General features: G+C 65.3%; 22 protein-coding genes and 1 pseudogene. 9 read left to right on the forward strand and 14 right to left on the reverse strand.

The window, feature by feature from the left end:
• Positions 1–266: 266 nt before the first annotated feature.
• Both ACR2MZ_RS01645 and ACR2MZ_RS01650 read left to right on the forward strand, forming a co-directional pair.
• The gene (locus tag ACR2MZ_RS01645; RefSeq protein ID WP_434003338.1) at positions 267–965 is read left to right on the forward strand and encodes a response regulator transcription factor; all 699 of its coding nucleotides are present in this window, start codon (positions 267–269) and stop codon (positions 963–965) included.
• Positions 962–2,431, forward strand: coding sequence for a sensor histidine kinase (locus ACR2MZ_RS01650; protein ID WP_434003339.1), 1,470 nt, complete (start codon positions 962–964; stop codon positions 2,429–2,431). Before ACR2MZ_RS01645 ends, ACR2MZ_RS01650 begins: the two co-directional genes overlap by 4 nt.
• A gap of 28 nt (positions 2,432–2,459) precedes the next feature.
• Here the strand turns inward: ACR2MZ_RS01650 and ACR2MZ_RS01655 are convergent, their stop codons facing one another.
• Positions 2,460–4,067: a helicase HerA-like domain-containing protein gene (locus tag ACR2MZ_RS01655; protein WP_434003340.1), complete on the reverse strand. Its 1,608-nt coding sequence runs from the start codon at positions 4,065–4,067 to the stop codon at positions 2,460–2,462.
• Between the two features lie 145 nt (positions 4,068–4,212).
• Between ACR2MZ_RS01655 and ACR2MZ_RS01660 the strand changes: the two genes are divergently transcribed.
• Positions 4,213–5,073, forward strand: coding sequence for a PPK2 family polyphosphate kinase (locus ACR2MZ_RS01660; RefSeq protein ID WP_434003341.1), 861 nt, complete (start codon positions 4,213–4,215; stop codon positions 5,071–5,073).
• A 3-nt stretch (positions 5,074–5,076) separates the two neighbouring features.
• On the opposite strand, the gene ACR2MZ_RS01665 is transcribed toward ACR2MZ_RS01660, so the two are convergent.
• The 5 genes from ACR2MZ_RS01665 to ACR2MZ_RS01685 all read right to left on the reverse strand — a co-directional run bounded on the left by ACR2MZ_RS01665 (position 5,077) and on the right by ACR2MZ_RS01685 (position 8,500).
• Complete coding sequence (locus tag ACR2MZ_RS01665; protein WP_434003342.1) at positions 5,077–5,349, reverse strand: GlsB/YeaQ/YmgE family stress response membrane protein; 273 nt, start codon at positions 5,347–5,349, stop codon at positions 5,077–5,079.
• Between the two features lie 209 nt (positions 5,350–5,558).
• Positions 5,559–5,897 (reverse strand): hypothetical protein, encoded by a 339-nt coding sequence (locus ACR2MZ_RS01670; RefSeq protein ID WP_434003343.1) that lies wholly within the window; start codon positions 5,895–5,897, stop codon positions 5,559–5,561.
• A 106-nt stretch (positions 5,898–6,003) separates the two neighbouring features.
• Entirely contained in the window at positions 6,004–6,792 is a 789-nt protein-coding gene (locus ACR2MZ_RS01675) for a potassium channel family protein (RefSeq protein WP_434003344.1), read from the reverse strand.
• Between the two features lie 89 nt (positions 6,793–6,881).
• On the reverse strand, positions 6,882–8,015 hold the full coding sequence (locus ACR2MZ_RS01680; RefSeq protein ID WP_434003345.1) for a M20 family metallopeptidase: 1,134 nt from the start codon (positions 8,013–8,015) through the stop codon (positions 6,882–6,884).
• Positions 8,016–8,044: 29 nt separating this feature from the next.
• Positions 8,045–8,500 carry a tetratricopeptide repeat protein gene (locus ACR2MZ_RS01685; protein WP_434003346.1) on the reverse strand — a complete coding sequence of 152 codons (456 nt, stop codon included), beginning with the start codon at positions 8,498–8,500 and terminating at the stop codon, positions 8,045–8,047.
• A 99-nt stretch (positions 8,501–8,599) separates the two neighbouring features.
• Here ACR2MZ_RS01685 and ACR2MZ_RS01690 point away from each other — a divergent pair, with 99 nt between their 5' ends.
• On the forward strand, positions 8,600–9,016 hold the full coding sequence (locus tag ACR2MZ_RS01690; protein ID WP_475392953.1) for a GNAT family N-acetyltransferase: 417 nt from the start codon (positions 8,600–8,602) through the stop codon (positions 9,014–9,016).
• A 25-nt stretch (positions 9,017–9,041) separates the two neighbouring features.
• On the opposite strand, the gene ACR2MZ_RS01695 is transcribed toward ACR2MZ_RS01690, so the two are convergent.
• Positions 9,042–10,457, reverse strand: coding sequence for a class II fumarate hydratase (locus ACR2MZ_RS01695; protein ID WP_434003348.1), 1,416 nt, complete (start codon positions 10,455–10,457; stop codon positions 9,042–9,044).
• Positions 10,458–10,529: 72 nt separating this feature from the next.
• Here ACR2MZ_RS01695 and ACR2MZ_RS01700 point away from each other — a divergent pair, with 72 nt between their 5' ends.
• Positions 10,530–11,432 carry a Ppx/GppA family phosphatase gene (locus ACR2MZ_RS01700; protein ID WP_434003349.1) on the forward strand — a complete coding sequence of 301 codons (903 nt, stop codon included), beginning with the start codon at positions 10,530–10,532 and terminating at the stop codon, positions 11,430–11,432.
• A 21-nt stretch (positions 11,433–11,453) separates the two neighbouring features.
• Here ACR2MZ_RS01700 and ACR2MZ_RS01705 read toward each other — a convergent pair whose 3' ends face one another.
• The 7 genes from ACR2MZ_RS01705 to ACR2MZ_RS01735 all read right to left on the reverse strand — a co-directional run bounded on the left by ACR2MZ_RS01705 (position 11,454) and on the right by ACR2MZ_RS01735 (position 17,496).
• Positions 11,454–11,867, reverse strand: a complete 414-nt coding sequence (locus tag ACR2MZ_RS01705) for a PPOX class F420-dependent oxidoreductase (protein WP_434003350.1) — start codon at positions 11,865–11,867, stop codon at positions 11,454–11,456.
• A gap of 137 nt (positions 11,868–12,004) precedes the next feature.
• The gene (locus tag ACR2MZ_RS01710) at positions 12,005–12,982 is read right to left on the reverse strand and encodes a sugar kinase (protein WP_434003351.1); all 978 of its coding nucleotides are present in this window, start codon (positions 12,980–12,982) and stop codon (positions 12,005–12,007) included.
• Positions 12,979–14,139: a galactonate dehydratase gene (dgoD, locus tag ACR2MZ_RS01715; protein ID WP_434003352.1), complete on the reverse strand. Its 1,161-nt coding sequence runs from the start codon at positions 14,137–14,139 to the stop codon at positions 12,979–12,981. The genes ACR2MZ_RS01710 and dgoD overlap by 4 nt, the downstream gene beginning before the upstream one ends.
• A gap of 5 nt (positions 14,140–14,144) precedes the next feature.
• Positions 14,145–15,023 carry an SMP-30/gluconolactonase/LRE family protein gene (locus ACR2MZ_RS01720; protein ID WP_434003353.1) on the reverse strand — a complete coding sequence of 293 codons (879 nt, stop codon included), beginning with the start codon at positions 15,021–15,023 and terminating at the stop codon, positions 14,145–14,147.
• Positions 15,020–15,784, reverse strand: a complete 765-nt coding sequence (locus ACR2MZ_RS01725) for an SDR family NAD(P)-dependent oxidoreductase (RefSeq protein WP_434003354.1) — start codon at positions 15,782–15,784, stop codon at positions 15,020–15,022. Before ACR2MZ_RS01725 ends, ACR2MZ_RS01720 begins: the two co-directional genes overlap by 4 nt.
• On the reverse strand, positions 15,781–16,623 hold the full coding sequence (locus ACR2MZ_RS01730; protein WP_434003355.1) for an IclR family transcriptional regulator: 843 nt from the start codon (positions 16,621–16,623) through the stop codon (positions 15,781–15,783). Before ACR2MZ_RS01730 ends, ACR2MZ_RS01725 begins: the two co-directional genes overlap by 4 nt.
• 156 nt (positions 16,624–16,779) lie before the next feature.
• Positions 16,780–17,496 carry a bifunctional 4-hydroxy-2-oxoglutarate aldolase/2-dehydro-3-deoxy-phosphogluconate aldolase gene (locus ACR2MZ_RS01735; protein WP_434003356.1) on the reverse strand — a complete coding sequence of 239 codons (717 nt, stop codon included), beginning with the start codon at positions 17,494–17,496 and terminating at the stop codon, positions 16,780–16,782.
• A 107-nt stretch (positions 17,497–17,603) separates the two neighbouring features.
• On the opposite strand from ACR2MZ_RS01735, the gene ACR2MZ_RS01740 reads away from it, so the two are divergent.
• The 4 genes and pseudogenes from ACR2MZ_RS01740 to ACR2MZ_RS01755 all read left to right on the forward strand — a co-directional run bounded on the left by ACR2MZ_RS01740 (position 17,604) and on the right by ACR2MZ_RS01755 (position 21,236).
• Positions 17,604–18,623 carry a substrate-binding domain-containing protein gene (locus ACR2MZ_RS01740; RefSeq protein ID WP_434003357.1) on the forward strand — a complete coding sequence of 340 codons (1,020 nt, stop codon included), beginning with the start codon at positions 17,604–17,606 and terminating at the stop codon, positions 18,621–18,623.
• 106 nt (positions 18,624–18,729) lie between these two features.
• Positions 18,730–19,113, forward strand: a pseudogene (locus tag ACR2MZ_RS01745) (ATP-binding cassette domain-containing protein); the annotation flags it as partial.
• A 27-nt stretch (positions 19,114–19,140) separates the two neighbouring features.
• On the forward strand, positions 19,141–20,172 hold the full coding sequence (locus ACR2MZ_RS01750; RefSeq protein WP_434003390.1) for a sugar ABC transporter ATP-binding protein: 1,032 nt from the start codon (positions 19,141–19,143) through the stop codon (positions 20,170–20,172).
• Between the two features lie 29 nt (positions 20,173–20,201).
• The gene (locus ACR2MZ_RS01755; protein WP_434003358.1) at positions 20,202–21,236 is read left to right on the forward strand and encodes an ABC transporter permease; all 1,035 of its coding nucleotides are present in this window, start codon (positions 20,202–20,204) and stop codon (positions 21,234–21,236) included.
• Positions 21,237–21,357: the final 121 nt, after the last annotated feature.

Raw genomic sequence — 21,357 nt, forward strand, 5'->3', positions numbered from 1 at the left:
AACCAGCTGAGATAACGCTGGGGACACCTGAGAATAGCCGCCTTGTGGCGCCTCCCAGACGATTCATAGGAATTACTAAGGCAGCGCTAAACCGCGGAAGCCAAGCTGATTTCAAGCGCCGGTGTTCCCCCTCACCGGTGCTTTTGCAACCGACTCCCACCCTCCCGTAACGGGGCCGGAGGCTTTGAGCCTCCGGCCCTTATCCGCCAATTCGAACACACGCGGTTCACAGCAATCTCACAGCTTCAGGCCACAGGATGGAAGTGGTGACGGAAGAGCGCACTCGGGTCCTGGTCGTGGATGACGAGCCGAATATCACCGAGCTCATCGCCATGGCACTTCGCTACGAGGGGTTCGCCACTGAGACAGCGGCCGGCGGCCGTGCGGCCCTGGCCGCTGTTACGGAGTTCAACCCGGCTCTGGTCATCCTTGACGTGATGCTGCCGGACCTTGACGGTTTCGAAGTGCTGAAACGGCTCTCTGCCGAACGGCGCCGCGTACCCGTGATCTTTCTCACCGCCCGCGACGCCACCGAGGACAAGGTGCGAGGCCTGACGGTCGGTGGCGACGACTACGTGACCAAGCCCTTCAGCATCGAAGAACTGGTGGCCCGGGTGAGGGCCGTTCTTCGGCGCCACGAGGATCCATCTCAGCGATCGCAGAACCTTCTACAGCTGGCCGATCTCGAGCTTGACGAGGATGCTCACGAGGTGCGCCGGGCTGGTCGGGTGATCGAGCTCACGACCACCGAGTACCGGCTGCTCCGCTACCTGCTGATCAACGCCGGCCGCGTGCTGACCAGAAGCCAGCTGCTGGATCATGTCTGGCACTACGACTTCGGCGGTCAGGCCAACGTCTTGGAGACCTACATCAGCTATCTGCGCCGCAAGGTGGACGGCGTGGAACCGCCGTTGATCCAGACAGTCCGCGGTGTCGGCTACGTCCTGAGGCCACCTCGCGTGTGATCAAATCCCTCCGCGGTCGGCTGCTGGTGGGCTTGGTGCTGCTCGTGATCGCCGGGCTGGCCGTCAGCAGCCTGGCCACCTACCTCGCCCTGCAGTCATTCCTGCTCCGGCGGGTTGACGATCAGCTGCTCGCGGGCCGCGATCCGGCCGCCCGTTACATGCTCAGCCTCCGCGCCGGCGAGCCCAGCCGCAGCGCCTTTCCGCCGCCCTTCCCCTCCGGCACTTACGCTGAACTGCGGAGCCCCGACGGGCAGATCTTCGCCGGCACCTTCTCCTTCGGCGGTGCGGACTCAGCCGCCCAACCTCGGCTGCCGGATCCGCTCCCCAGCGCGGCCGGCGGCCAGCCGGTGATCCGGCTTCTGACCGGCAGCGGAGGCGTCAGCGATTATCGCGCCCTCTTCCAGACACTGCCGACCGGCGACCAGCTGGTATTGGCCATCCCCCTCACTGACGTGAACTCGACGCTTACCGAGCTGCTGGTGAGCGAGGCCTTGATCAGCGCCGCGGTTCTCATCGCGCTCCTGGTGTTCGCCTGGTGGGTGGTAGGTCTTGGTCTGCGACCGCTGGAACGGATGGGCGCGACCGCGCAGGCCATCGCGGGAGGTCAGTTCGGCCGGCGTGTGGAGCCGGCCACGCCCCAGACCGAGATTGGCCGGTTGGGGCTGGCCCTCAACGGCATGCTGAGCCAGATCGAGGCCGCCTTGGAGCAGCGCCGCCAGTCGGAGCAACGCCTGCGCCGGTTTGTCGCCGACGCTTCGCATGAGCTGCGCACGCCTCTCACCTCCATCCGCGGCTATTCCGAGCTGCTCCGCCTCGGGGCTGGGGCGTCGCCCGAGGATGCTGCGGTCGCCCGCCGGCGCATCGAAGAGGAGTCGCGGCGGATGAGCTCGCTGGTCGAAGACCTACTGCTGATGGCTCGGCTCGATCAGGGCCGGCCGCTGGAAGAGACGCCGCTCGACCTCCGCCAGATCGCCGCGGATGCCTGCCAGGACGCCCGCACCGTGGCCCCTGAGCGCAGGATCTCTCTCTCTGCGCCTGAGCCGGTCCGGATAGTTGGCGATGACACCCGCCTCCGCCAGGCTGTGAGCAACCTGCTTCGCAACGCGCTAAGCCACACACCTGCCGGAAGCGCTATCGAGGTCTCGCTGGCTCAGTTGGATGGCCGGGCGATCCTGTCGGTGCGCGACCACGGCCCGGGCTTGACACCAGAAGCCGCCGCGCGTGCCTTCGAGCCGTTCTACCGGGCTGATCCTGCTCGGAGCAGGGACCGCGGTGGAGCGGGACTCGGCCTCGCGATTGCCGCTGGGGTCGTGAACGCCCACGGCGGCTCCCTTCGCTACCTACCCGCGGAGGGCGGCGGGGCGACGTTTGAAATGGAGCTCCCGCTGTCCGCCGAGCAGCCGACCGAGCAGCCGATCCGGCAGGCGGAGCCTTTCATGCCGAAGGAGCTTGCGCCGCCGGCCTGACCTCCGCCTCCATGACCGCGCAGCTACGTCAGCGTTTGCCTCCGAAGAGCGTTCCGAAAACGCCCCGGATCAAGTCCTGACCCGCGCGGGAGGTGACCACCCTGCCCGCGGTTCGCACGCCAGTCTCCAGCATCCGCTGCTTCTGACGCTCCGCCGCCACTCGCTCCCGCTCTGCCCTGGCCTTTTCCGCGGCCGCCTGCCGTTCCATTCGCACCTGCTCAGCGGCGGTCAGCGGGCGCGGCTTGGTTTCGGCCTGAGCGGCTGCCGCGGCCGCCTCCTCCTGGGCCGCCTGGATCCGGGCGGTGATGATCTCGTGGGCGCTCTCCGGATCGATAGGTGTCGCGTACTTGGCGGTGAGGGGACTTACCGAGATCAAGCGCTGCACTGTCACAGCGTCCAGCGCGTCCATCAGCGAGTCGGGCGGGATCAGCCGGGTAGCGGCGAGCGGCGTCGGCACGCCTTTGGGAGAGAGCACAGTGACAGCCGCCTCGCCGGTGCCAAGCGAGGTCAGCAGCTTCTCCGTGTCGTAGAAGTCGCTCTTGGGGAAGGTGCGCGCGGCCTTGCGGAGTGCGTCAGCGTCCTGAGGTGTGAATGCGCGAAGCGCGTGCTGGACCCGGTTGCCCAGCTGAGCGAGCACCGAGCTCGGCACGTCGCCGGGAACCTGGGTCACGAAGTAGATGCCCACACCCTTGGAGCGGATCAGGCGGACTGTGCGCTCAATCTCTGCGAGGAGCGCCTTGGAGGCGCCGTCGAAGAGGAGATGGGCTTCGTCAAAGAAGAAGACCAACTTGGGCTTCGGTGGGTCCCCGATCTCGGGGAGCAGATTCCACAGCTGGGCCAGCATCCAGAGCATGAAGGTGCTGAAGAGCTTCGGTTTCTCCAGCACGTCGGAAAGCTCGAGCAGGCTGATCAGCCCCTTGCCTGACGTGTCAGTCCGGATCAGGTCCTGAACGTCGAACTCGGGCTCGCCAAAGAACGCACCGGCGCCCTCCTGCTCAAAGGTCGCCAGCGCGCGCAGCAGCACGCCCACGGAAGCCGCGGCGATGCCGCCGTACTGGGCCAGTTCCGGCTTCCCAGCGTCAGAGGTCAGGTACTGGAGGGTGGTACGCAGGTCGGGCAGGTCGAGCAGGGGCAGCTGATTGTCGTCGCAGTACTTGAAGACCATTGCCAGAATTGATGTCTGCGTCTCGTTGAGGCCCAGAACCTTGCCGAAGAGAGTAGGTCCGAAACTGTGGACTGTGGCACGCACCTGGGCGCCGACCTTGCCGGTGAGGGAGAGAAAGTCGACAGCATGCCCTGCGGGCTTGAACTCCCAGGCCATCTGCTGACAGCGTTCCTGCAGCTTGGCACTGCTGGCGTCGCCAGGCGCCGCCAGACCTGTCAGATCACCCTTGATGTCAGCGACGAAGACGGGCACGCCGGCGTCGGACAGCTGACCCGCCAGCACCTGCAAGGTCTTCGTTTTACCGGTACCAGTGGCGCCCGCTACCAGGCCGTGCCGGTTCAGAACTGTGAGCGCCACCTGGATACGGGGATCGGTCAGCGGCTCACCGTCGAGCAGAGCTGAACCGATGACGAGGCTCGGCTCCGTCAGTGAATAGCCGCTCTGCACCTCCTTTACGAACGCTTCCTTCACCCGCTGCAACCTCCACCTAGACGGACTTGCATCACCGACTGCCTGCTATGATCGCTCCGGCTCTGTTTGGGGACATGTTAGCGAGGGCAAGCCAGATGCCGAACGTTGAAGCGCCGCCAAGCCATTGCGTACTGGCGGAGTGACGATGGCAGATCAAGGGGTCCGAGACCTGGTCCGTTTGAGGGCCGGCGATGCCGGCGTCACTACTTCCGCTTTCGATCCCGCCGAGACGTTCGGGGTGTCGAAGAAACGTGCCCTGAGGGAAGTCGACGGGATCCGAAGCGAACTATCCGCACTGCAGGAGCCGTTCTACGCAGAGCGCTCACGCTCCGTATTGGTGGTGCTCCAGGGAATGGACACCTCGGGCAAGGACGGCACCATCAGCCATGTCATGGCCGGCATCAACCCGCAGGGCGTGTCGGTGACCTCCTTCAAAGCGCCGACTCCCGAAGAACTGCGCCACGACTTTCTCTGGCGCATCCGGCGGGCGTTGCCGGGACCCGGATTGATCGGCATCTTCAACCGCTCTCATTACGAGGACGTTCTGGTCGTCAAGGTAGATGGGCTGGCGCCGCCAGATGTGATCGAGGGTCGCTATGGCCGCATCAACCGCTTCGAGGCAAACCTGGTCGGGTCAGGAACCACTGTTCTCAAATTCTGCCTGCTCATCTCAGCCGAGGAGCAGCGCAAGCGGCTGGTGGCGCGGTTGGAGGATCCCACGAAGCACTGGAAGTACTCGCCGGCCGACGTCGACAAGCGCGCCCAGTGGGATGAGTACATGGTTGCCTACGATGCGGCGCTCAGCCGCTGCTCGATTCCCGAGGCCCTTTGGTACGTGGTGCCGGCCGATCGAAAGTGGTTCCGGAACTACGTCATCAGCAGTGTGCTGCTTGAGACTATGCGGGACCTGAAGCCCCGCTACCCAAAAGCCACCTTCAGCGTGGCGCGGGAGCTGGCGAGGCTGCCGGCCCACCCCGCAACGAGGGCCGGCCGGCAGCAGCACTGACCGCTAGGAGCGGATGGGTTCTCGCTTGACCAGGTGGATGACCGCCACCAGGATGCACGCGCCGATGAAGGCGACTATGAAATCGACTATGAGGCCCGAGGGGGTGTCGGTGTTGAGCGTGTTGGTGATGATGCTCAGGATCCAGCCGCCGACGATACCGCCGACAATCCCCAGCAGGATGTCCAGCAGGGGTCCGTACCCTCTACCGCTCATGACCTTTCCGGCCAGCCATCCGGCGATGCCGCCGATGATGATGAACCCTATGAAATGAAGCAAATCCGCCTACCTCCTGAACTCTGATGTGAAAGCCATTTCCATGCCTGGGCGCGAGTCGCCTGCCCACCAAGTCTAGCAGGGCTGTGAGCACTCGGAGCGCAACGCTGAAAGACCAAATGGCCACGTAAGCCGCTCCCGATGGTTTAGCCAGCCGCTGGGGCTGTCCGCGCAGAGGCCTGATGCGGGCGGCCATCTTCCGCCGTTGAGATTCAGCCGGCCCGGCGGGTCAGATCGTCCAGGCGGTGCTGCCAGTAGTCCAGGCGGCGGGTCAGCCGTCCCGCTTCCCGCTCCATGATGGCGCGGTCGCGCTGCAGTTCCGGCTGACCCGCCGGGGCGACCTTGCCGACCTGTTGCTCCAACTCCTCCAGCAGGCCCTGCTTGAACTCCACCAGCTGCACATACACGTCGCGCCAGTGTTGCGCGTCGTCAGGATGCGTACTGGCGAGGTTGCCCTCTTCGCCGGGAAGCAAGCGGTCGGTTGCCAGCGCGTCCTCAATGAGATCGTCATTACCTGGGTTTTCCCGGGGCTCAGAATCGGCGCTGCTCATCCACCTCTACCTCCCCTACGTTGCGCCGCGATAGTGATACAACCATAAGCGCTAGGGGCCGCAGTCGGAAACCTCGGCGATCCGTTGAGGCTTGTCGGCCGCGTGCCTAGGGCTTGGTTGGGCGCTCGTCAGTGCCGTGTCGCTGTTGATTGAGCTGTTCCAAGAGAGCTTCCATGTGCTCCAGGCGCGCCTCCAGTTGCTTCTGCTCCGCGCCCTGCTCCTGACCAACGAAATGAGCTGCGACTGAGGCGGCCAGCGTCGCGGTTAGACCGATGCCTGTGAACATCAGCACAGTCGCCACCAACCGCCCGGCCAGCGAGGTGGGCGCGATGTCCCCGTAGCCGACGGTCGTGGTGGTCACTATCGCCCACCAGACGCCGGACCAGAAGTCCCCCTTCACAGTGCCCGGCTCCAGGATGCTCATCAAGGCCCCACCGCCGAAGATCAGCACCACCGTGAGCGAAGCCAGATGAAGGAGACCGCTGCGACCCAGTACGCGCCCCAGAGCTGGAAGGGCTACCGAGAGCAGCCCGACCATCCTCACCAGCCGGAACAGCCGCACGATGCGCACGAGGCGGCCCAGCCGCAGCAGGCCACCCAGCGCCGGCAGCAGCGGGCAGGAGAGCACCACTATCAGCAGGCTCAACCAGTGGCCCCTCATAAATCGGCGCCTGTCGGGCGCTGTCGCGAGCAGGCAAACGAACTCGACCGCAAACACTCCCCAGATGAGCCAGTCAGCACCGCCCAGGTCAGCTCCCAGCCCACCCTTCTCCTCCAGCACTGTGAGAGGCACCGAGGCCAGCGCGGCGATGATCACGATGGGCGTGAAGAAGCGTTCCAGGCTCTCGTGCAGGGAGGCAAGCGATTGCCTCAGATCGTGACTTTGGCTCTCCATCTTCGCAGCGTATACGCGGTTTGGCGCTCGCTCAGCCCTGCCGCCGCTCCCAGTCTGGGGTGCGACGCGACTTCTAGGGCAACCCGGTGCTACTGGGAGTACTTGGTCGAGCCGGCGACAAGCCGCTGCCGCACGCTGTCAGTCGTCGCGAGCTCAGCCACTGTCAAGGCCATCGCTAGCGCCCCCTCCACCACCGCGCGGTCTGCCGACTCCGTCACGCAGGCTGCGGTGAACTCCGGTTGGTGATTGCTGGCCCCCTTGGACTCGATGGCGAGCATGGGATGAATCGTCGGCATGGCCAGAGAGATGTTGGCCATGTCGGTCGAACCGCCGCGCCTGGGCGGCAGCTCCTCGAATCTGCGACCGACCGCGACGGCGTTTCGCTGATAGATCTCGGCGATCTCCACGTCAGGCCGGAATTCGGAATACGGCGGGCTCTCGTCTTCCTCCACCAGCGCACAGCCGGTCGCCAGAGCACCCGCCTGGAAACACTTGTCGATGCGGGCCCGCAGCCGGTCCAAGGCCTGCAGATCGACAGCTCGAGCGTAGAAACGGCCCTCACAGAGCGCGGGGACTATGTTGGGCGCCAGGCCACCGTCGGTCACTATGCCGTGCACCTGATCACTCGGGTTGAAGTGCTGACGAAGCAGACCGATCGCCACCTGCGCCACTGTCAGCGCGTCGCCAGCATTCACGCCCCGCTCCGGGTAGGCCGAAGCGTGGGCCTCCTTCCCCGTATAAGCCACGCGGAAGTGCGAAACCGCCAGGCAGTCCATGTAAATCCTCTCTTCCGGTGAGGGATGGACCATCATCGCGGCGTGAACGCCGTCGAAAGCTCCCCGCTCCAGCATGAGGATCTTGCCGCCGCCGCTCTCCTCGGCCGGCGTGCCGAGCACCCGCACTGTCAGATCCAGATCGTCCGCCACCCCGGCAAGCGCCAGCCCGGCGCCGACTGCGCTGGAAGCGATGATGTTGTGCCCACAGGCGTGACCGATGCCGGGCAGTGCGTCGTACTCCGCGCAGATGCCGATGGTCAGAGAACCGCTGCCCGCCGTGGCGACGAAGGCGGTTTCCAGATCGCAGACGCCCTTGTCAACCGCGAAGCCGCCTTCGGCCAGTTGATCGGCCACCATCTCGGCGGACTGACGCTCCTCGAAGCGGATCTCGCGGGCCGCGTGGACCCGGTGGCTGAGCCGCAGCAGATGGGATCGAGCGCTCTCCATTTGGCGCCGCATTTCCGTGCCCACCTGCATCATCGCTTCACCTCCGTCAAGTTCCTGGCTACGTGCTCGAGAAGTTCCGCTAGTGAGAAGCTACCCTCTTCCAGATTGTCCTGGAAAAGTGTGACCCGGCCGCTGCCGGGATCACGCGCCACCTCCGCGTCAGGCAGCAGCCCGGCCCGGATCTGCCCCGGCGAAGGCAGGGGCCGAACCTGAATCTCCTCCTCTGGGGCGATCTCGGCCAGCAGTAGCCGAAACTGCACAGGGCTCAGGCGGAAAGGAGGGCGGAGCGTGGGATCGAGCTTTGCGGCACGCTGGTGGGCGTCTGCGCCCGCCGCTGGGAGGTTGCAGTGTCGCGCCACCCTGGCCAGAAACCGCCACGCCTGTGGGTCTTTGGGCGAGCGCTCACAGGCCGCCTGGGCCGCCTCCAGAGCATCGTACATGCGACCTCTTTGGAAGAGCTCGGCGGCCGTTCGAATCAGCTCCATGCGGGCCGATACGCTAGCAGGAAAGGACTCGTGCGCTTTTTAAGACCTCCTCCGCCCCGCGTAGCCAATGCGGTATCAGCCGATCTGCGACAGTTGGCTGTGCTTTACGAAGCCGCCTGGGCCGAGCCGGCCGACGTGCTCAGCGAGGAGGAGCGCGCGCGGGCCACGCCGAGCAGCGAGGACGTTGCCGCCTGGTTCCGAGGCGGCCTGGAGGTGTTCCGTCTCACTTACGAGAACCGGCTGGTGGGCGCCATCAGATGCGGCTTTCCTTCCGGCTCCTGCCACATCGACAACCTGGTTGTCCACCCTGACGTGCGCAATCGCGGTTTCGGCCGCGTGCTCGTGGAGCACTGTCTCGGCCGCGCCCGTCGCGCCGCCCTCCCCAGGTCATGGGCTCAGGTGGACACCCGCCTGCAGGTTGCCAGGCGGCTGCTGCATCACTGCGGCTTCCAGGAGACGGGTCAGCACGAGACCGCCGACCGGCGGACGCTCATCCTCTTCGAGAAGCGGAATTGAGCAACGCTTTCAGGCCTCTGCGTCTTCAGCCGCCGCCCGGAGCCGCGCCGAGGCCCGGCTCGGTCATCCGCTCAGGCCTGAGCAGCTCCTCCAGCTGCTGCTCGCTGAGGCCGCGTTCACGACCCAGCTCCCGGATTGTGCGGCCGCTCTTCAAGGCTTCCTTGGCCAGCCGGGCCGCCTCGTCGTAGCCGATCACCGGTGCCAGCGCTGTCGCCAGCATCAACCCCTGTTCGACCAGCTGCGGCCCTCGTTCGGTCGCCCGCAAACCCTCCACGCAGCGTTCCGCAAAGTTGGCGGCTGCGCTGCCAAGCAGTTCGATTGACTCCAGCAGAGCGACCGCGGTGACGGGCATCATCACGTTCAGCTCCAGGAAGCTGCCGGTTTGGGCGAAGGCGACTGTGGTGTCATTGCCCAGCACCCGCGCGACCACCATTGTCAGCGACTCGATGATTACAGGGTTGACCTTCCCCGGCATGATGCTGGAGCCCGGCTGAGTTTCGGGCAGTGAGAGTTCAGCCAGGCCAGCCCTCGGCCCCATGCCCAGCAGCCGGACGTCCGAGCCGATCTTCCAGAGGCTGAGGGCTACCGATCTGAGCGCCCCGTGGGCGCTGACCACGGCGTCCAGCGTCGCCTGGGCGTGGAAGTGGTTACCGGCCTCGCGGACTGTGACGCCGGTCATCGCGGAAAGCCGCTCGCAGGCGCGCCGGGCATACTCGGGATGGGCGTTGATCCCGGTGCCCACGGCAGTGCCGCCAAGGGGGACGTTGAGCAGGTCACTCTGACCCGCGCGCGCCCTTCTCACCGACTCCTGCATCTGGCCGGCATAGCCTGAGAACTCCTGGCCAAGCCGGATTGGAGTGGCGTCCTGGAGGTGCGTGCGACCTGTCTTCACGATCGGCCAGAACTCCTCCGATTTCTGCCGAAGCGCCACTTCCAGTCGCGTCAGCCCCGATAGCAGATGCTCTTCGATGGCCACAGCGCCGGCAAGCTGCATCGCCGTTGGAATCGTGTCGTTCGAGCTCTGGCAGATGTTGACGTCGTCGTTGGGATGCACCCGGCGGCCGTCGCGCAGTCGCTGCGTGGCCAGGTGCGCGATCACCTCGTTGGCGTTGACGTTGGTGGAGGTGCCGGAACCGGTCTGATAGATGTCGATCGGGAATTGATCGTCCCAGCGACCTTCGGCGACCTCCGCCGCGGCCGACGCGATGGCTGCCGCTTTGTCGAGATCCAGCAACCCCAGCTCAGCGTTGACCTCGGCGGCGGCCTGCTTGATCTGCGCCAGGGCGCGTATGAAGCGGCGCGGAAAACGCTGACCCGAGATGGGAAAGTTGAGAACCGCGCGCTGGGTGGAGGCACCGTAAAGAGCCTCGGCCGGTACCTCCATCTCGCCCATGGAGTCGCGCTCGACGCGCGTCTCAGAAGCTTCGTGCCGGGTCGTCACGAGTCGATGTTAGGACCTGCGCCAGCCCTATCCCTCTCCCAGGAAGCCAGCTTCCAGGCACTATCTACATGAATGCAGCGCCTGGCCGCGGTCGACATCGGAAGCAACACGATTCACGCGCTGGTCTGCGACATCGTCAACGGCAGGTTGCAGGAGGTCGCGCACGAGGTGGCGATGCCCTCGCTGGGCACCGCGGTCGCCAAGACCGGCGAGATCGGCAAGGCCAAGACGGCAGAGGCGATCGCCGATCTCAAGAGCGTGTTGAAGCAAGCCTCCCGGCACGACTACCAGCACCTGGTAGCCGGCGCCACCGAGGCGGTCAGGCAGGCGCGCGATCGCGACGCTTTCCTGGCCCGAGCCGCTGCCGAAACCGGCGTGCCGGTCAGGCTCATCACTTCTGAGCGAGAGGCGCAGCTCAGCTTCCAGGGCGTTGCCAGCGCGCACGCGAGCGGGGGGGAGTGGCTGATGGGTGACATGGGCGGCGGGAGCACCGAGCTGGTCAGGGCCAAGAACCGCGACATGCTGGCTTGGGTCTCCCTCCCAGTGGGTACCGGCATGCTGGCCAGCCGGTATCTGGCGGACCCGCCCCAGTCAGACGAGCGGGACCAGCTGCGCCGAGACGCCGCGCAGACGCTGGCCGGCGGGGCTCCTGTGTTCCGACCGGAGCGTCTGGTCATGACCGGCGGGACGGCGTCCAACCTACCGCTGGTCCTGGACAGCCGGGATCCGGCCGTCAAGCTCTCAGTGGCTGACATCGCAGAGGCTCGCCTGCGGCTCGACGCTGAACCGGCGGCTCAACTGGCCGGCGAGCTGGGTCTGCCAGCTTCCCGGGTCATCGCCCTGCGGGCTGGGGTGGAGGTTCTACTGCTTCTCTTGGACCGCTACCAGCTCAAGCATTTGCACGTGAGCCATGAGGGCGTCCGGCATGGCATGTTGCTTGCCTATCTCGAACGCGGGGAGGACTGGTGGCGGTAGGCGGTGCCGCCCTCGCCAAAGTCAGGCGGAGTCGTCCAGTCCCTGGGCGTTGATCTTTTCAGGCGCAATCTTCAGGATCACGCGGACTTCGCCCGGTCGTCGATACGGGTATTTCTCCCGGCCGATGTATTTGTAGGCAAGGTTGTCGATGAGCTCGTCCGCGCCCTCCGTTGTCACGTCGACGACCTTGCCGCGCACTGACGCAATCCGCCAGGCATTGGTTGGATCGACGACATTGACGGCCACCCGGGGATCGCGGCGGATATTTCGCACTTTCTGACGGTCCTCGGAAGTGTTGACCAGAATGTGTTCGCCGTCGGTATCGACCCAAACCTGGGTGAGTTGGGGCCAACCATCCGGCATCAGCGTTGCTATCTCGCAATACGCCTTTTCGCGCAGGAGTTGCCGGAAACCGGGAGAAATCGATACAGCCATGTGTGGTCTCCTATCAACACCTGAGTGATATTGCTGGGCGAGTATACCCTGGCGCTCATTCCCAAAAGCCAGGGCGTGGTCAGCACGATTCAGCGCCCTCTTATAGCTCGGTCGGGCTCACGCAGGCGCTGTCAACCTCACGGAGTGAGGGCTTCGTTTTCGGGCCATGTGGAAAGTCGATCCTCCAGTTGCACCCTGGTCGGGTAGCCCTGAATGTCCCCCGGGACGCTCACCGAGGACGCGCCTACCAGGTTGGCCCAACGGAGGGCCATCTGCGGCGGACACCGCTCAAGAAGCGCCGCCAGGAAGCCTGCATCGAAGCCGTCGCCGGCGCCTACCTCGTCAACCACCTTCGGTGGCAGGAACCCGGGGTGGCTGACTGGGACACCGCCGATCAGGCCGATCGCCCCCCGTGGTCCTCGCTTGGCGACCACTGTCGTGGGGCCCATCGCCGCGGCCGCGACGATCGCTTCGCCCGCGACCTCCGGCTCAAAGAAGGCTTCGAACTCTTCCACAGTCCCGAGCAGCACATGCGCTCTGCGGATCAGCGGGCTCAGCGCCTCACGCGCACGCGCGACATCCCAAAGTTGAAGTCGGAGGTTCAAGTCGAGAGAACGAATGGAGCCGGGCGGCGCCAGCTCGAACGCCCTCACGGCAGCAGCGGCGCAGCTGGCGCTCAGCGCACAGGTCATCCCGTTCAGGTGCACCAGCCCGGCTCCAGCGAAATACTTCGGGTCCAGGTCGTCAGGTGTCAGATGGCTCGCCGCAGAGCCCTGGCGGTAATACAGCACCTGCGTGGTTCTGCTCGCCGGATCCCGGTGCTTGAAGAAGACGCCGGTCGGGTGAGGATCCCGCTTCACCTGCGACACGTCAACCCCCTCACCACCGATCGCGGCGAGGACGAAGTCACCTAGCGGGTCAGCTCCGACCCGACTGATCCAGCCCGAGCGGACGCCAAGTCGACCCATCGCGATGGCGAAGTTGGAGTCCGCGCCGGCCGTGTCCATGGTCAGAAGTCGCGCCTGTGCCAGTGCCACTTTCGGGTCTGCCGGGTGCAGCAGCACCATCGTCTCGCCGAGGGTCACGACTGCCGGCGGCTCACCGGGGACGGTCACCAGTCGGCCACCGCTCCGTCCTGGTGGAAGTAACGCATCTGCTTCTCGGGCCGGTAGGGGTGCAGCGCGGCCGCCTGCTCGTCGACCTCCACTCCCAGGCCGGGGAGGTCGGGTGGTTCGATGTAGCCGCCGCTGGCATGAAGGGAGTTGGTCACGACTTCGTCGCGCCAGGGCACGTCAGAGCGGATCGCCTCCTGGATCAGGAAGTTAGGCAGTACCAGGTCGAGCTGAACCGCAGCCGCGGTCGCAATTGGACCGAGGGGGTTGTGAGGGGCGATTGACACGTAGTGGCTCTCCGCCAGGGCGGCGATCTTCCGCACCTCCCAGAAGCCGCCCGCGTGGCAGATGTCGGGTTGGGCCACCGCGCAGGCCGCGCTCTCGAACAGCTCCCTGAACTGGAACCTGGTTACAAGCCTTTCCCCGGTGGCGATCGGGACGGAGGTAGCCCGCGCCACCTGGGCCATGCCAGCCACGTTTTCGGGCGGGCACGGCTCTTCGATGAAGTAGGGAGCGAAGGGGGTCAAAGCCTCGATGTATCGGATCGCACCCGCGGGGGTCGTGCGGCCATGGAAGTCGACCATGATGTCCACCTCCTCCCCCAGCGCGAGCCGCAAGGCCTCCATCAGCTTGGCGGCCTGGCGGATGGTGCTGGCGTGTTCGAGCGGCTCGCCGACCGGCACTATCAGGACCTTGACAGCGGTATAGCCATCGGCGATGCTCCGGCGAGCGCGCTCGGTGAACTCGTCGATGGTCGTGTTCAGATAGAGGCTCGCCATCTCGCCGCCACCCAGGTGGTCGTACATGCGGATGCGCTCGCGGACGCGGCCTCCCAGTAGTTGATGGACAGGCCTCCCGAGAGACTTGCCGAGGATGTCCCAGCAGGCCATCTCGATTCCGCTGATCGCGCTCATCCCAATCACGCCCGACCGCCAGAACCCCTGACGCGTCATCACCTGATAGAGATGCTCGATCCGGCACGGATCTTCTCCCACGAGGAAGTGCGCGAGGTCCTCGACGGCCCCCACCACCCCGAGGGTGTGCCACTCCAGCGACGCTTCGCCCCAACCTGTGATCGCCTCGTCGGTTTCAACCTTGACGAAGACCCAGTTGCGCATCTCGGCGTTGACGACGACTGTCCTGATCGCTTTGATGACCATTCCGGTCAACCGCCGTACATGTGCTCGAGTCGGCCCTGCGCTCTAGCTCGATGGCGAAACAGAGCTCCCGCGTGCGGCTGCCGCTCGAGCTGCTCGGCTGTGAGACCTCTGCTCGCGCTGGTGATGTACAGCTCGTCCAGATCGGGGCCGCCAAAGGCACAGCTCGTGACCTGGCTCACAGGCAGGCGAACTATCCGCTCCAACCGGCCCTCGGGGTCATACCGATGCACCGCCGAGCCTCCCCAAAGGGCTACCCAGAGAAAGCCCTCAGCGTCAACCGCCATACCGTCCGGCGCAGCTCCGGCGGCCTCCACTCGCGCGAGATGCCGGCGCTTTCCCAACTCACCTGGCTCGGCTTCGTAGTCGAACGCGTCGATCCAGCCGGTCGGGGTGTCGATGTAGTAGAGGGTCCGGTCGTCAGGACTCCAGCCGATTCCGTTCGAGATCGACACTCCAGCCAGGACGGGGGCAACCCGGTGGTCTTGCTCGAGCCGGTATAGGCTCCCCGCGCCCCGGCTGCCGTCATAGGCCATGGTGCCCGCCCAGAACCTGCCCCGGCTGTCACAGCGGCCGTCGTTGAAGCGCAGTCGGTTCCCGTTGGCGGCAACCTTGCTGAGCGGCCGAACCGCTCCGGATCCCGATTCGAGCGTGGCGAAGCCCTCCCGGACTGCCAGCACGAGTCCGCCCTCCGCTCGCAGCGCAGCTGCCCCGACGTGGCTGCCGACGTCGACAACGCTGTCGCGGGCCGTCCGTGGGTCGAAACCGTGAACCTCACCGGCCAGGATGTCCACCCAGATCAGCTGTGAGCAGCGATGGTCCCAGATCGGACCCTCACCCAGTTGGGCGTGGGCGTCGAGGACAAGCTCAACCTCGTACCCGCTCAATTGCTGAACTGCGCGCTCAGGCCGCCATCGACAAGATGAGCGGTGCCTGTGATGAAGCTTGCTTCGTCGGAGGCCAGGAAGGCGACCAGGTTGGCGACATCCGCCGGCGCCCCGATCCTTCCCCTCGGATGCCTGGCCACTACCGCGGCCAGAGCGGCCTCCGGATTCTCCTGTCGCTCGAGCCATTCATCCACCAGGTGAGTGTGAATCCAGCCTGGACAAACCGCCACAGCTCGGACTCCAGCCAGTCCGTAGTCGAGCGCCAGACTGCGTGTCAGGCCCAGCAGCCCTGACTTAGCCGCCGCGTACGGAAACATGCCAGGCGTCGTCATGTAGGCGTGGATCGAGGCGATGTTGACTATCACGCCACCTCCGCCTTGCATGCCGGGTAGGAGGTGCTTGCAGCAGAGCCAGGAGCCCTTCAGGTCGACGCCCATGAAGGCATCCCAGTCCGTTTCCGTCATCTGCACAGCATCGAAGTAGGCGTTGAGGCCGGCATTGTTGACCAGCACGCTGACGCGTCCGAGGCGTTCGGTCGTGGCGTTACTGGCCGCCGCCACATCGGCTTCTGACGACACATCGCAGCGCAAGCATTCAACGCTGTCCGTGGGCGCGTCGTAGTCCTCAGGCGAGACTGGGCAGAGGTCCCACGCCGCCACCCTGGCGCCTTCAGCGGCAAGTTTCTCGACGATTGCTCGGCCGATTCCCTGGGCGCCGCCGGTCACTACCGCAACCTGGCGGTCCAGCCGGCCAGCCGTCATGACTTGCCGGCGACGGCTGCAGGTAGTGCCTCGTCAAGCGGCGCGCCCCGATAACCGAGCCGGCGCGAGATGTTGGCCGCCGCCGAGAGCACATGACTGGCCATGTCGCTGTCCGCCAGCTCCTGAGGCATCCGGTCGCTCGGGCCGGCGACACTGATGGCCGCCACCACCTCACCGTCGTGGTCGCGAACCGGCGCGGCGATGCAGCGCACCCCCGCCTCGCGCTCCTCGTCGTCCAGGGCGTAGCCACGGCGGCGAATCCTTTCCAGCTCGTCCATCAGACTCGCGGCGGTCGTGATGGTGTGTGGCGTCAGGCGCGGAAACGTCTGCATCGAGGCCCAGGCGCCGACCAGCTCGCGAGGGCGGAAGGCAAGCTGCGCCTTCCCCAGGCCAGTGCAGTAGGCGGGGAGGATCGCCCCCGCCCGGGACTTCATGTACCCCACCGGCTGTCGCGAGAGCACGCGCTCCAAGTACACCACCTGCCACTCGTCAAGCACCGCGATCTGAGTGGTTTCGCCGGTCACATCTCGCAGCCACTCCAAGTGCGGCAGCGCCTCCGTGGGCAGGTCGACGCTGTCTCGTGCCGCGGCGCCGAGAATGAAGCACTTGTAGCCCAGCGAGTACCCATTGCCTGACTTGTGCACGTAGCCCATCTCCTCCAGCGTGCGGACCAGGCGGAAGGCGGTGGCGCGGGGTACGCCGGTCGCAGCGGTCAGTTCGGCCAGCGATTTTGACCGGTCGCCATCCGCCAGCGCCTCCAGCAACTCGAGTACCTTACGGGCTGCCTGAACCCGGTACCGCGACGACGGCGGTTCTCCGAGCGTGGAACGGCGCTTCATCCACCGAGAGTCTAGTGTCACTGGAACATTAGATTCGTCGGCATCTCGCAGGATCGGCGGCTGGAGTCAAGAACAGGTGGTCAAACGACCAGGTCGAGGTCTTTCACCGCTTTCCTGCCGACGATGCCGCTTGGCGATCGCGATCTCGGCGCCCGATCAGCGGGGCAGCGCCTGCAAGCTCGCCACGAGCTCGGTCGCCCGCCGGCGGATCACTCCAGGGTCGCGAGCCCCAGTAAGCCAGCCGCCCATTGCAACAGCCACTGCACCTGCCGCGATCAGCTCCCCCGCAGTCTCCAGGGTGACGCCCCCCGTTGGGATGAGCGGGATCTCAGGCAGAGGACCCCTCATCTCGCGCACGAAGTCAGTACCAGTCGTGGAGGCCGGAAACAGCTTGACCGCAGCTGCGCCGGCCCGCCAGGCTTGGATGATTTCGGTTGGAGTGCAGCCACCTGGAAAGGCGGGAATGCCGCGGTCGGCGCACCAGGCGATCAGCTCATCATCCACGTGCGGCATCACCAGGAACGACGCGCCGGAGGCGACTGCCTTAGCTGCCGTCTGACGGTCGAGCACTGTGCCGGCGCCGATCAGGAGCTCCGGCTCGCTATACCGCTGACGAAGAGCCTCAATGGCTGGGAGAGCGTCCTGGCTGTTGAGGGTGAGCTCAAACGCCCGGATTCCACCTGCTACGAGCGCCTGCGCGACCGCCTGCACGCTGTCGGGCTCGAGGCCTCGGCCGATCGCGATCACCCGGCTCTCCAGTATCGGAAGGGGTACTGAAGGCCTGGAAGCAGCGACCGCGTTGGGGTGGGTGGGCGCTTGAACTGGCTGCCGGGTGGCGTTCAACGAGCGCCTCGGGTCTGCTTCCACGGCCACGTTGACACTACCATTTGCCGGCTTGTATGCTCAAGCCGCAAGAGTCTTATCTCGGCTACTGAGACACACCAATGGAAACGGAGCAATCTTGGAGGAGGCGGATTTCGATGATTCATTCACATCCGGATAGGGGCTCACAGCTCCGAGTCGTGGCTTTGCTGGCTGGGCTGGTCCTCCTTGCCTGCGGAGGCAGCGGCAGCGGCGGCTCCTCGAGCAGCAAGAAACCATTGCTGGTGGCGATTTACAAGAGTGGCACCCAGCAATACTTCATCGATCAGGCCACCGGCTTCAAGGCTGAGGCCACGCAGCTCGGCGCAGACACCAAGGTCTATGACGTGGCGCTGGACGGCAACAAGGCGGTCAACACAGTCAATGACGCCATCGCGGCTGGAGCCAACGGCATTGGCATCACCGTCCCCGACCAAAAGATCGGGCCCGCGGTAGCTCGCGCCGCGAAGGACGCCAAGATTCCGCTCGTTGCGACCGACGACGCCATCAGCGACAGCTCTGGCGCTCCAGTGCCATTCGTCGGCTTTGACGGTCGCGACATGGGTACCAAAGTCGGCCAGGAGGCCGGCAAAGAGCTTGCGACGGCCGGTTGGTTGAAGGATTCATCGAAGAAGGTGGCCGCGCTTGTGGTCGAGGCTCCGACGGTGAGCGTCATCGTAGACCGCACCACTGCCGAAAGAGAGCAGCTCAAGAATGCAGGCATGACCGCCGACCAGCTCATCACAGTTCCTTACTCGGGTGAGACCGACTCTGCTCTTCAGGCGGCTGGTCCCGTCCTCACTGCTCATCCCCAAATCACCAACTGGGTGGTCGTCGGGGGCAACGACGAGGGCGTCAAGGGTACGCTGCTGGCTCTTCAAAACGCCGGCATCAAGCCCGACAATGTGATCGGCGTGGGACTCGGCGCCTACGAGGCGTGCAAGCCCTGGGCAGCCAGCCAGCCCAGTGGTTTCAAGTCGGCGCTCTACATCTCAGGCAAGGATGTCGGCCAGGCCGCCGCCAAGGTGCTTTATGACAACGTCAAGAACGGCACCAAGCTGCCCCAAAAGACCATTGCCAAGACCACCATCGTGAACAAGGACAACTACAAACAGGTCGGGGTTGTCTGCACTCAGTAGCCCGCCTTCACCAGGGGCCGCCGTAGGCGGAGCTGGAGCCGGTGACGCTCTTCTGATAGAGAACGTCAGCAAAGGCTTCGCCAACGTGCAGGCTTTGAGTGACGTTTCACTCGAAGTCCGCCCGGGTGAAGTGTTGGCGCTGATGGGCGAGAACGGCGCGGGCAAGTCAACGCTTCTCAGGATCCTGAGCGGCGACTACCAGCCCGACCAGGGCTGGCTGACGCTGGCCGGACACCGCCTCACGTTTGCCTCACCACGGCAGGCGCGACAGTCGGGGATCCGGGTCATCTACCAGGAGGCTGAAATCATTCCGGGCGTTGACGTCGCGGAGAACATCTACGCGGGCGAGCTGCCGCGCCGGGGCCCGTTCATCGATCGGGGACGGCTGGACGCTCAGGTGCGGGAGGCAATCAAGGAGTACGGTTTCGGCACGGTGCTGCCCGCGCATGCGGACGGCGACAAGCTCTCGCCGGCTCAGCGACAGCTGGTCGAGATACTGCGAGCGCTCAAGTCGGGCGTGAAGGTCCTGGCTCTCGACGAACCGACCTCATCGCTGACCGACGAGCAGGTTGAGTCGCTCTTTGTACTGATGCGCCGTCTGCGCTCCGAGGGAGTCGCCATCGTCTATGTCTCCCACCGCATGCGGGAGATGTTGCAAATCGCCGACCGGATAGCCGTCTTGCGTGACGGCAGATTGGTAGCCGTTCGGCCGGTGAAAGAGACCAGCGAGGGCGAAATCGTCAGGCTGATGGTCGGCCGGGACCTGACCGAGGTGCTCGAGCGCACGCCCTCGGCCAGCAGCCGGGTCGTGCTGCGGGTTCGCGACTTGAACAGCGATTGGCATCGTGGGATCAGCTTTGAAATCAAGGCAGGCGAGGTCCTGGGATTCGCCGGCCTGGTTGGGGCCGGTCGGACTGAGCTGGCCAAGGTCGTGTTTGGTGACTACCGGCGTAACTCCGGCACCATCGAGGTGGATGGCCGAGTGGTTGACATCCGGCATCCTTCGCAGGCGATCGCGGCAGGCATTGGACTGGCGCCGGAGGACCGAAAGGGCGACGGGTTGGTGCTGATCCGCAGCGTCCAGGAGAACGTGGCCCTGGCAATCCTTCGGCGGTTGTCTCGGTTGAGGTTCATCCGTGCGGCTCTGGAGCGGAGGGTGGTCAGGGAGTATGTCGACCGACTGCGGATCAGGACTCCCTCCATGGGCCAGCAGGTCGCCAAACTTTCGGGTGGCAATCAGCAGAAGGTTGTACTGGCGCGATGGCTGGCAGCACACCCGAAGGTTCTGATCCTGGACGAGCCCACGCGGGGCATCGACGTCGGCGCCAAGGCAGAGATCTATAGATTGATCAACGAACTCGCAAATGAGGGCATCGGCATCATGCTGATCTCCTCGGAGCTGCCCGAGATCCTGGGCCTTGCGGATCGGGTGCTGGTGATGCAGAAAGGCCGCATCACCGGTGAGCTGTCGGCGGCTGAAGCGACCGAGGAGAAGGTCCTCGAATTGGCCATGCTTGATCAACTGACTGTCGAAAGCGAGACCGCCTAATGTCCGTCAACGGACCGGAGAGCCGGGAGGTGAAAGCAGGGGGTACAGCTCGGCGACCTGAGATTCCAGGCGCGGTTCGTCATGTCTTCTCCAGGGTTGACACCGAGAGCCTATCGCTGATCATCGCACTCGCCATCCTGGTGATCGCCATCGCCAGCCAGACTGACAAGTTCTTCCTGCCCAGGAATCTGCTCAACATCGGTCAAAACGTCTCGGTCCTCGGGCTGGTGGCGGTTGGCGAGACGATAGTGATCCTCGCGGGCGCTCTTGACATCTCGGTCGGCTCAATCGCCGGCGTCGCCTCGGTGACGGCAGCGATCGCCCTCCAGCACACGTCGCTGGCGGGCGGGGGAGTCGCAGCCGGACTGATGGTCGGCCTGGCTTTTGGAGTCGCGAACGGGCTGGTCGTCACGGTGCTGCGGGTGAACCCGGTCATAGCCACGCTGGCCACGTTCGCGGCTTTTCGCGGGATCGCCTTCCTGCTCGCTCCGGGAGGCAAGCCGGTGGGCGTTTCCAATGAGGGCTTCATCAACATCGGCGTCGGCCGCATCTTCGATACCGACACGTTCCCAGGCATCCCCGTTTCGCTCCTGCTTTTGATCGGCGTCGCCGCCGCAGTGGAGGTGATGCTGCGCTACACGGACTTCGGACGCTCCATTTACGCGATGGGCGGCAATCCCGCGGCGGCGCGCTTGGCCGGCATCAGCCTGAACCGGATGAGGATCGCCATCTACGGCAGCTCCGGGGCTTTGGCCGGACTCGCCGGCATTGTCGTCACCGCCCGAGTCACCGCCGGCGAGCCCGCCTCAGGCACCCAGGGCTTGGAGCTGCAGGCGATCACGGCCGTGCTGCTGGGCGGTGCTGCCCTGACCGGGGGTAAGGGCAGCGTGATCGCCACCATGCTTGCAGTTCTCCTGGTCGGCACCTTGACCGACGGCATGAACCTGCTCGGCATTCAGACGTTCTATCAGGATGTGGCGCAGGGACTTCTGCTCATCACCGCCGTCGCGATCGGACAGTATCGGGCGGCGCGAGCCGAACGCGCGCGAACTCGCACCGGCTGAGATCGCGTCAGGCGCGGTTCCTGGCAGCGTCTGGTTGACGCCCGTGATGCCAGGTGATATTCTCATATTCCGACCTGTTTGTTTCATTGAGTGAGATTGTCCATTGGGGACCGGGAGAAGA

It is taken from the genome of Candidatus Dormiibacter sp. (assembly GCF_050999135.1).
Lineage (GTDB): Bacteria > Chloroflexota > Dormibacteria > Dormibacterales > Dormibacteraceae > Dormiibacter > Dormiibacter spiritus.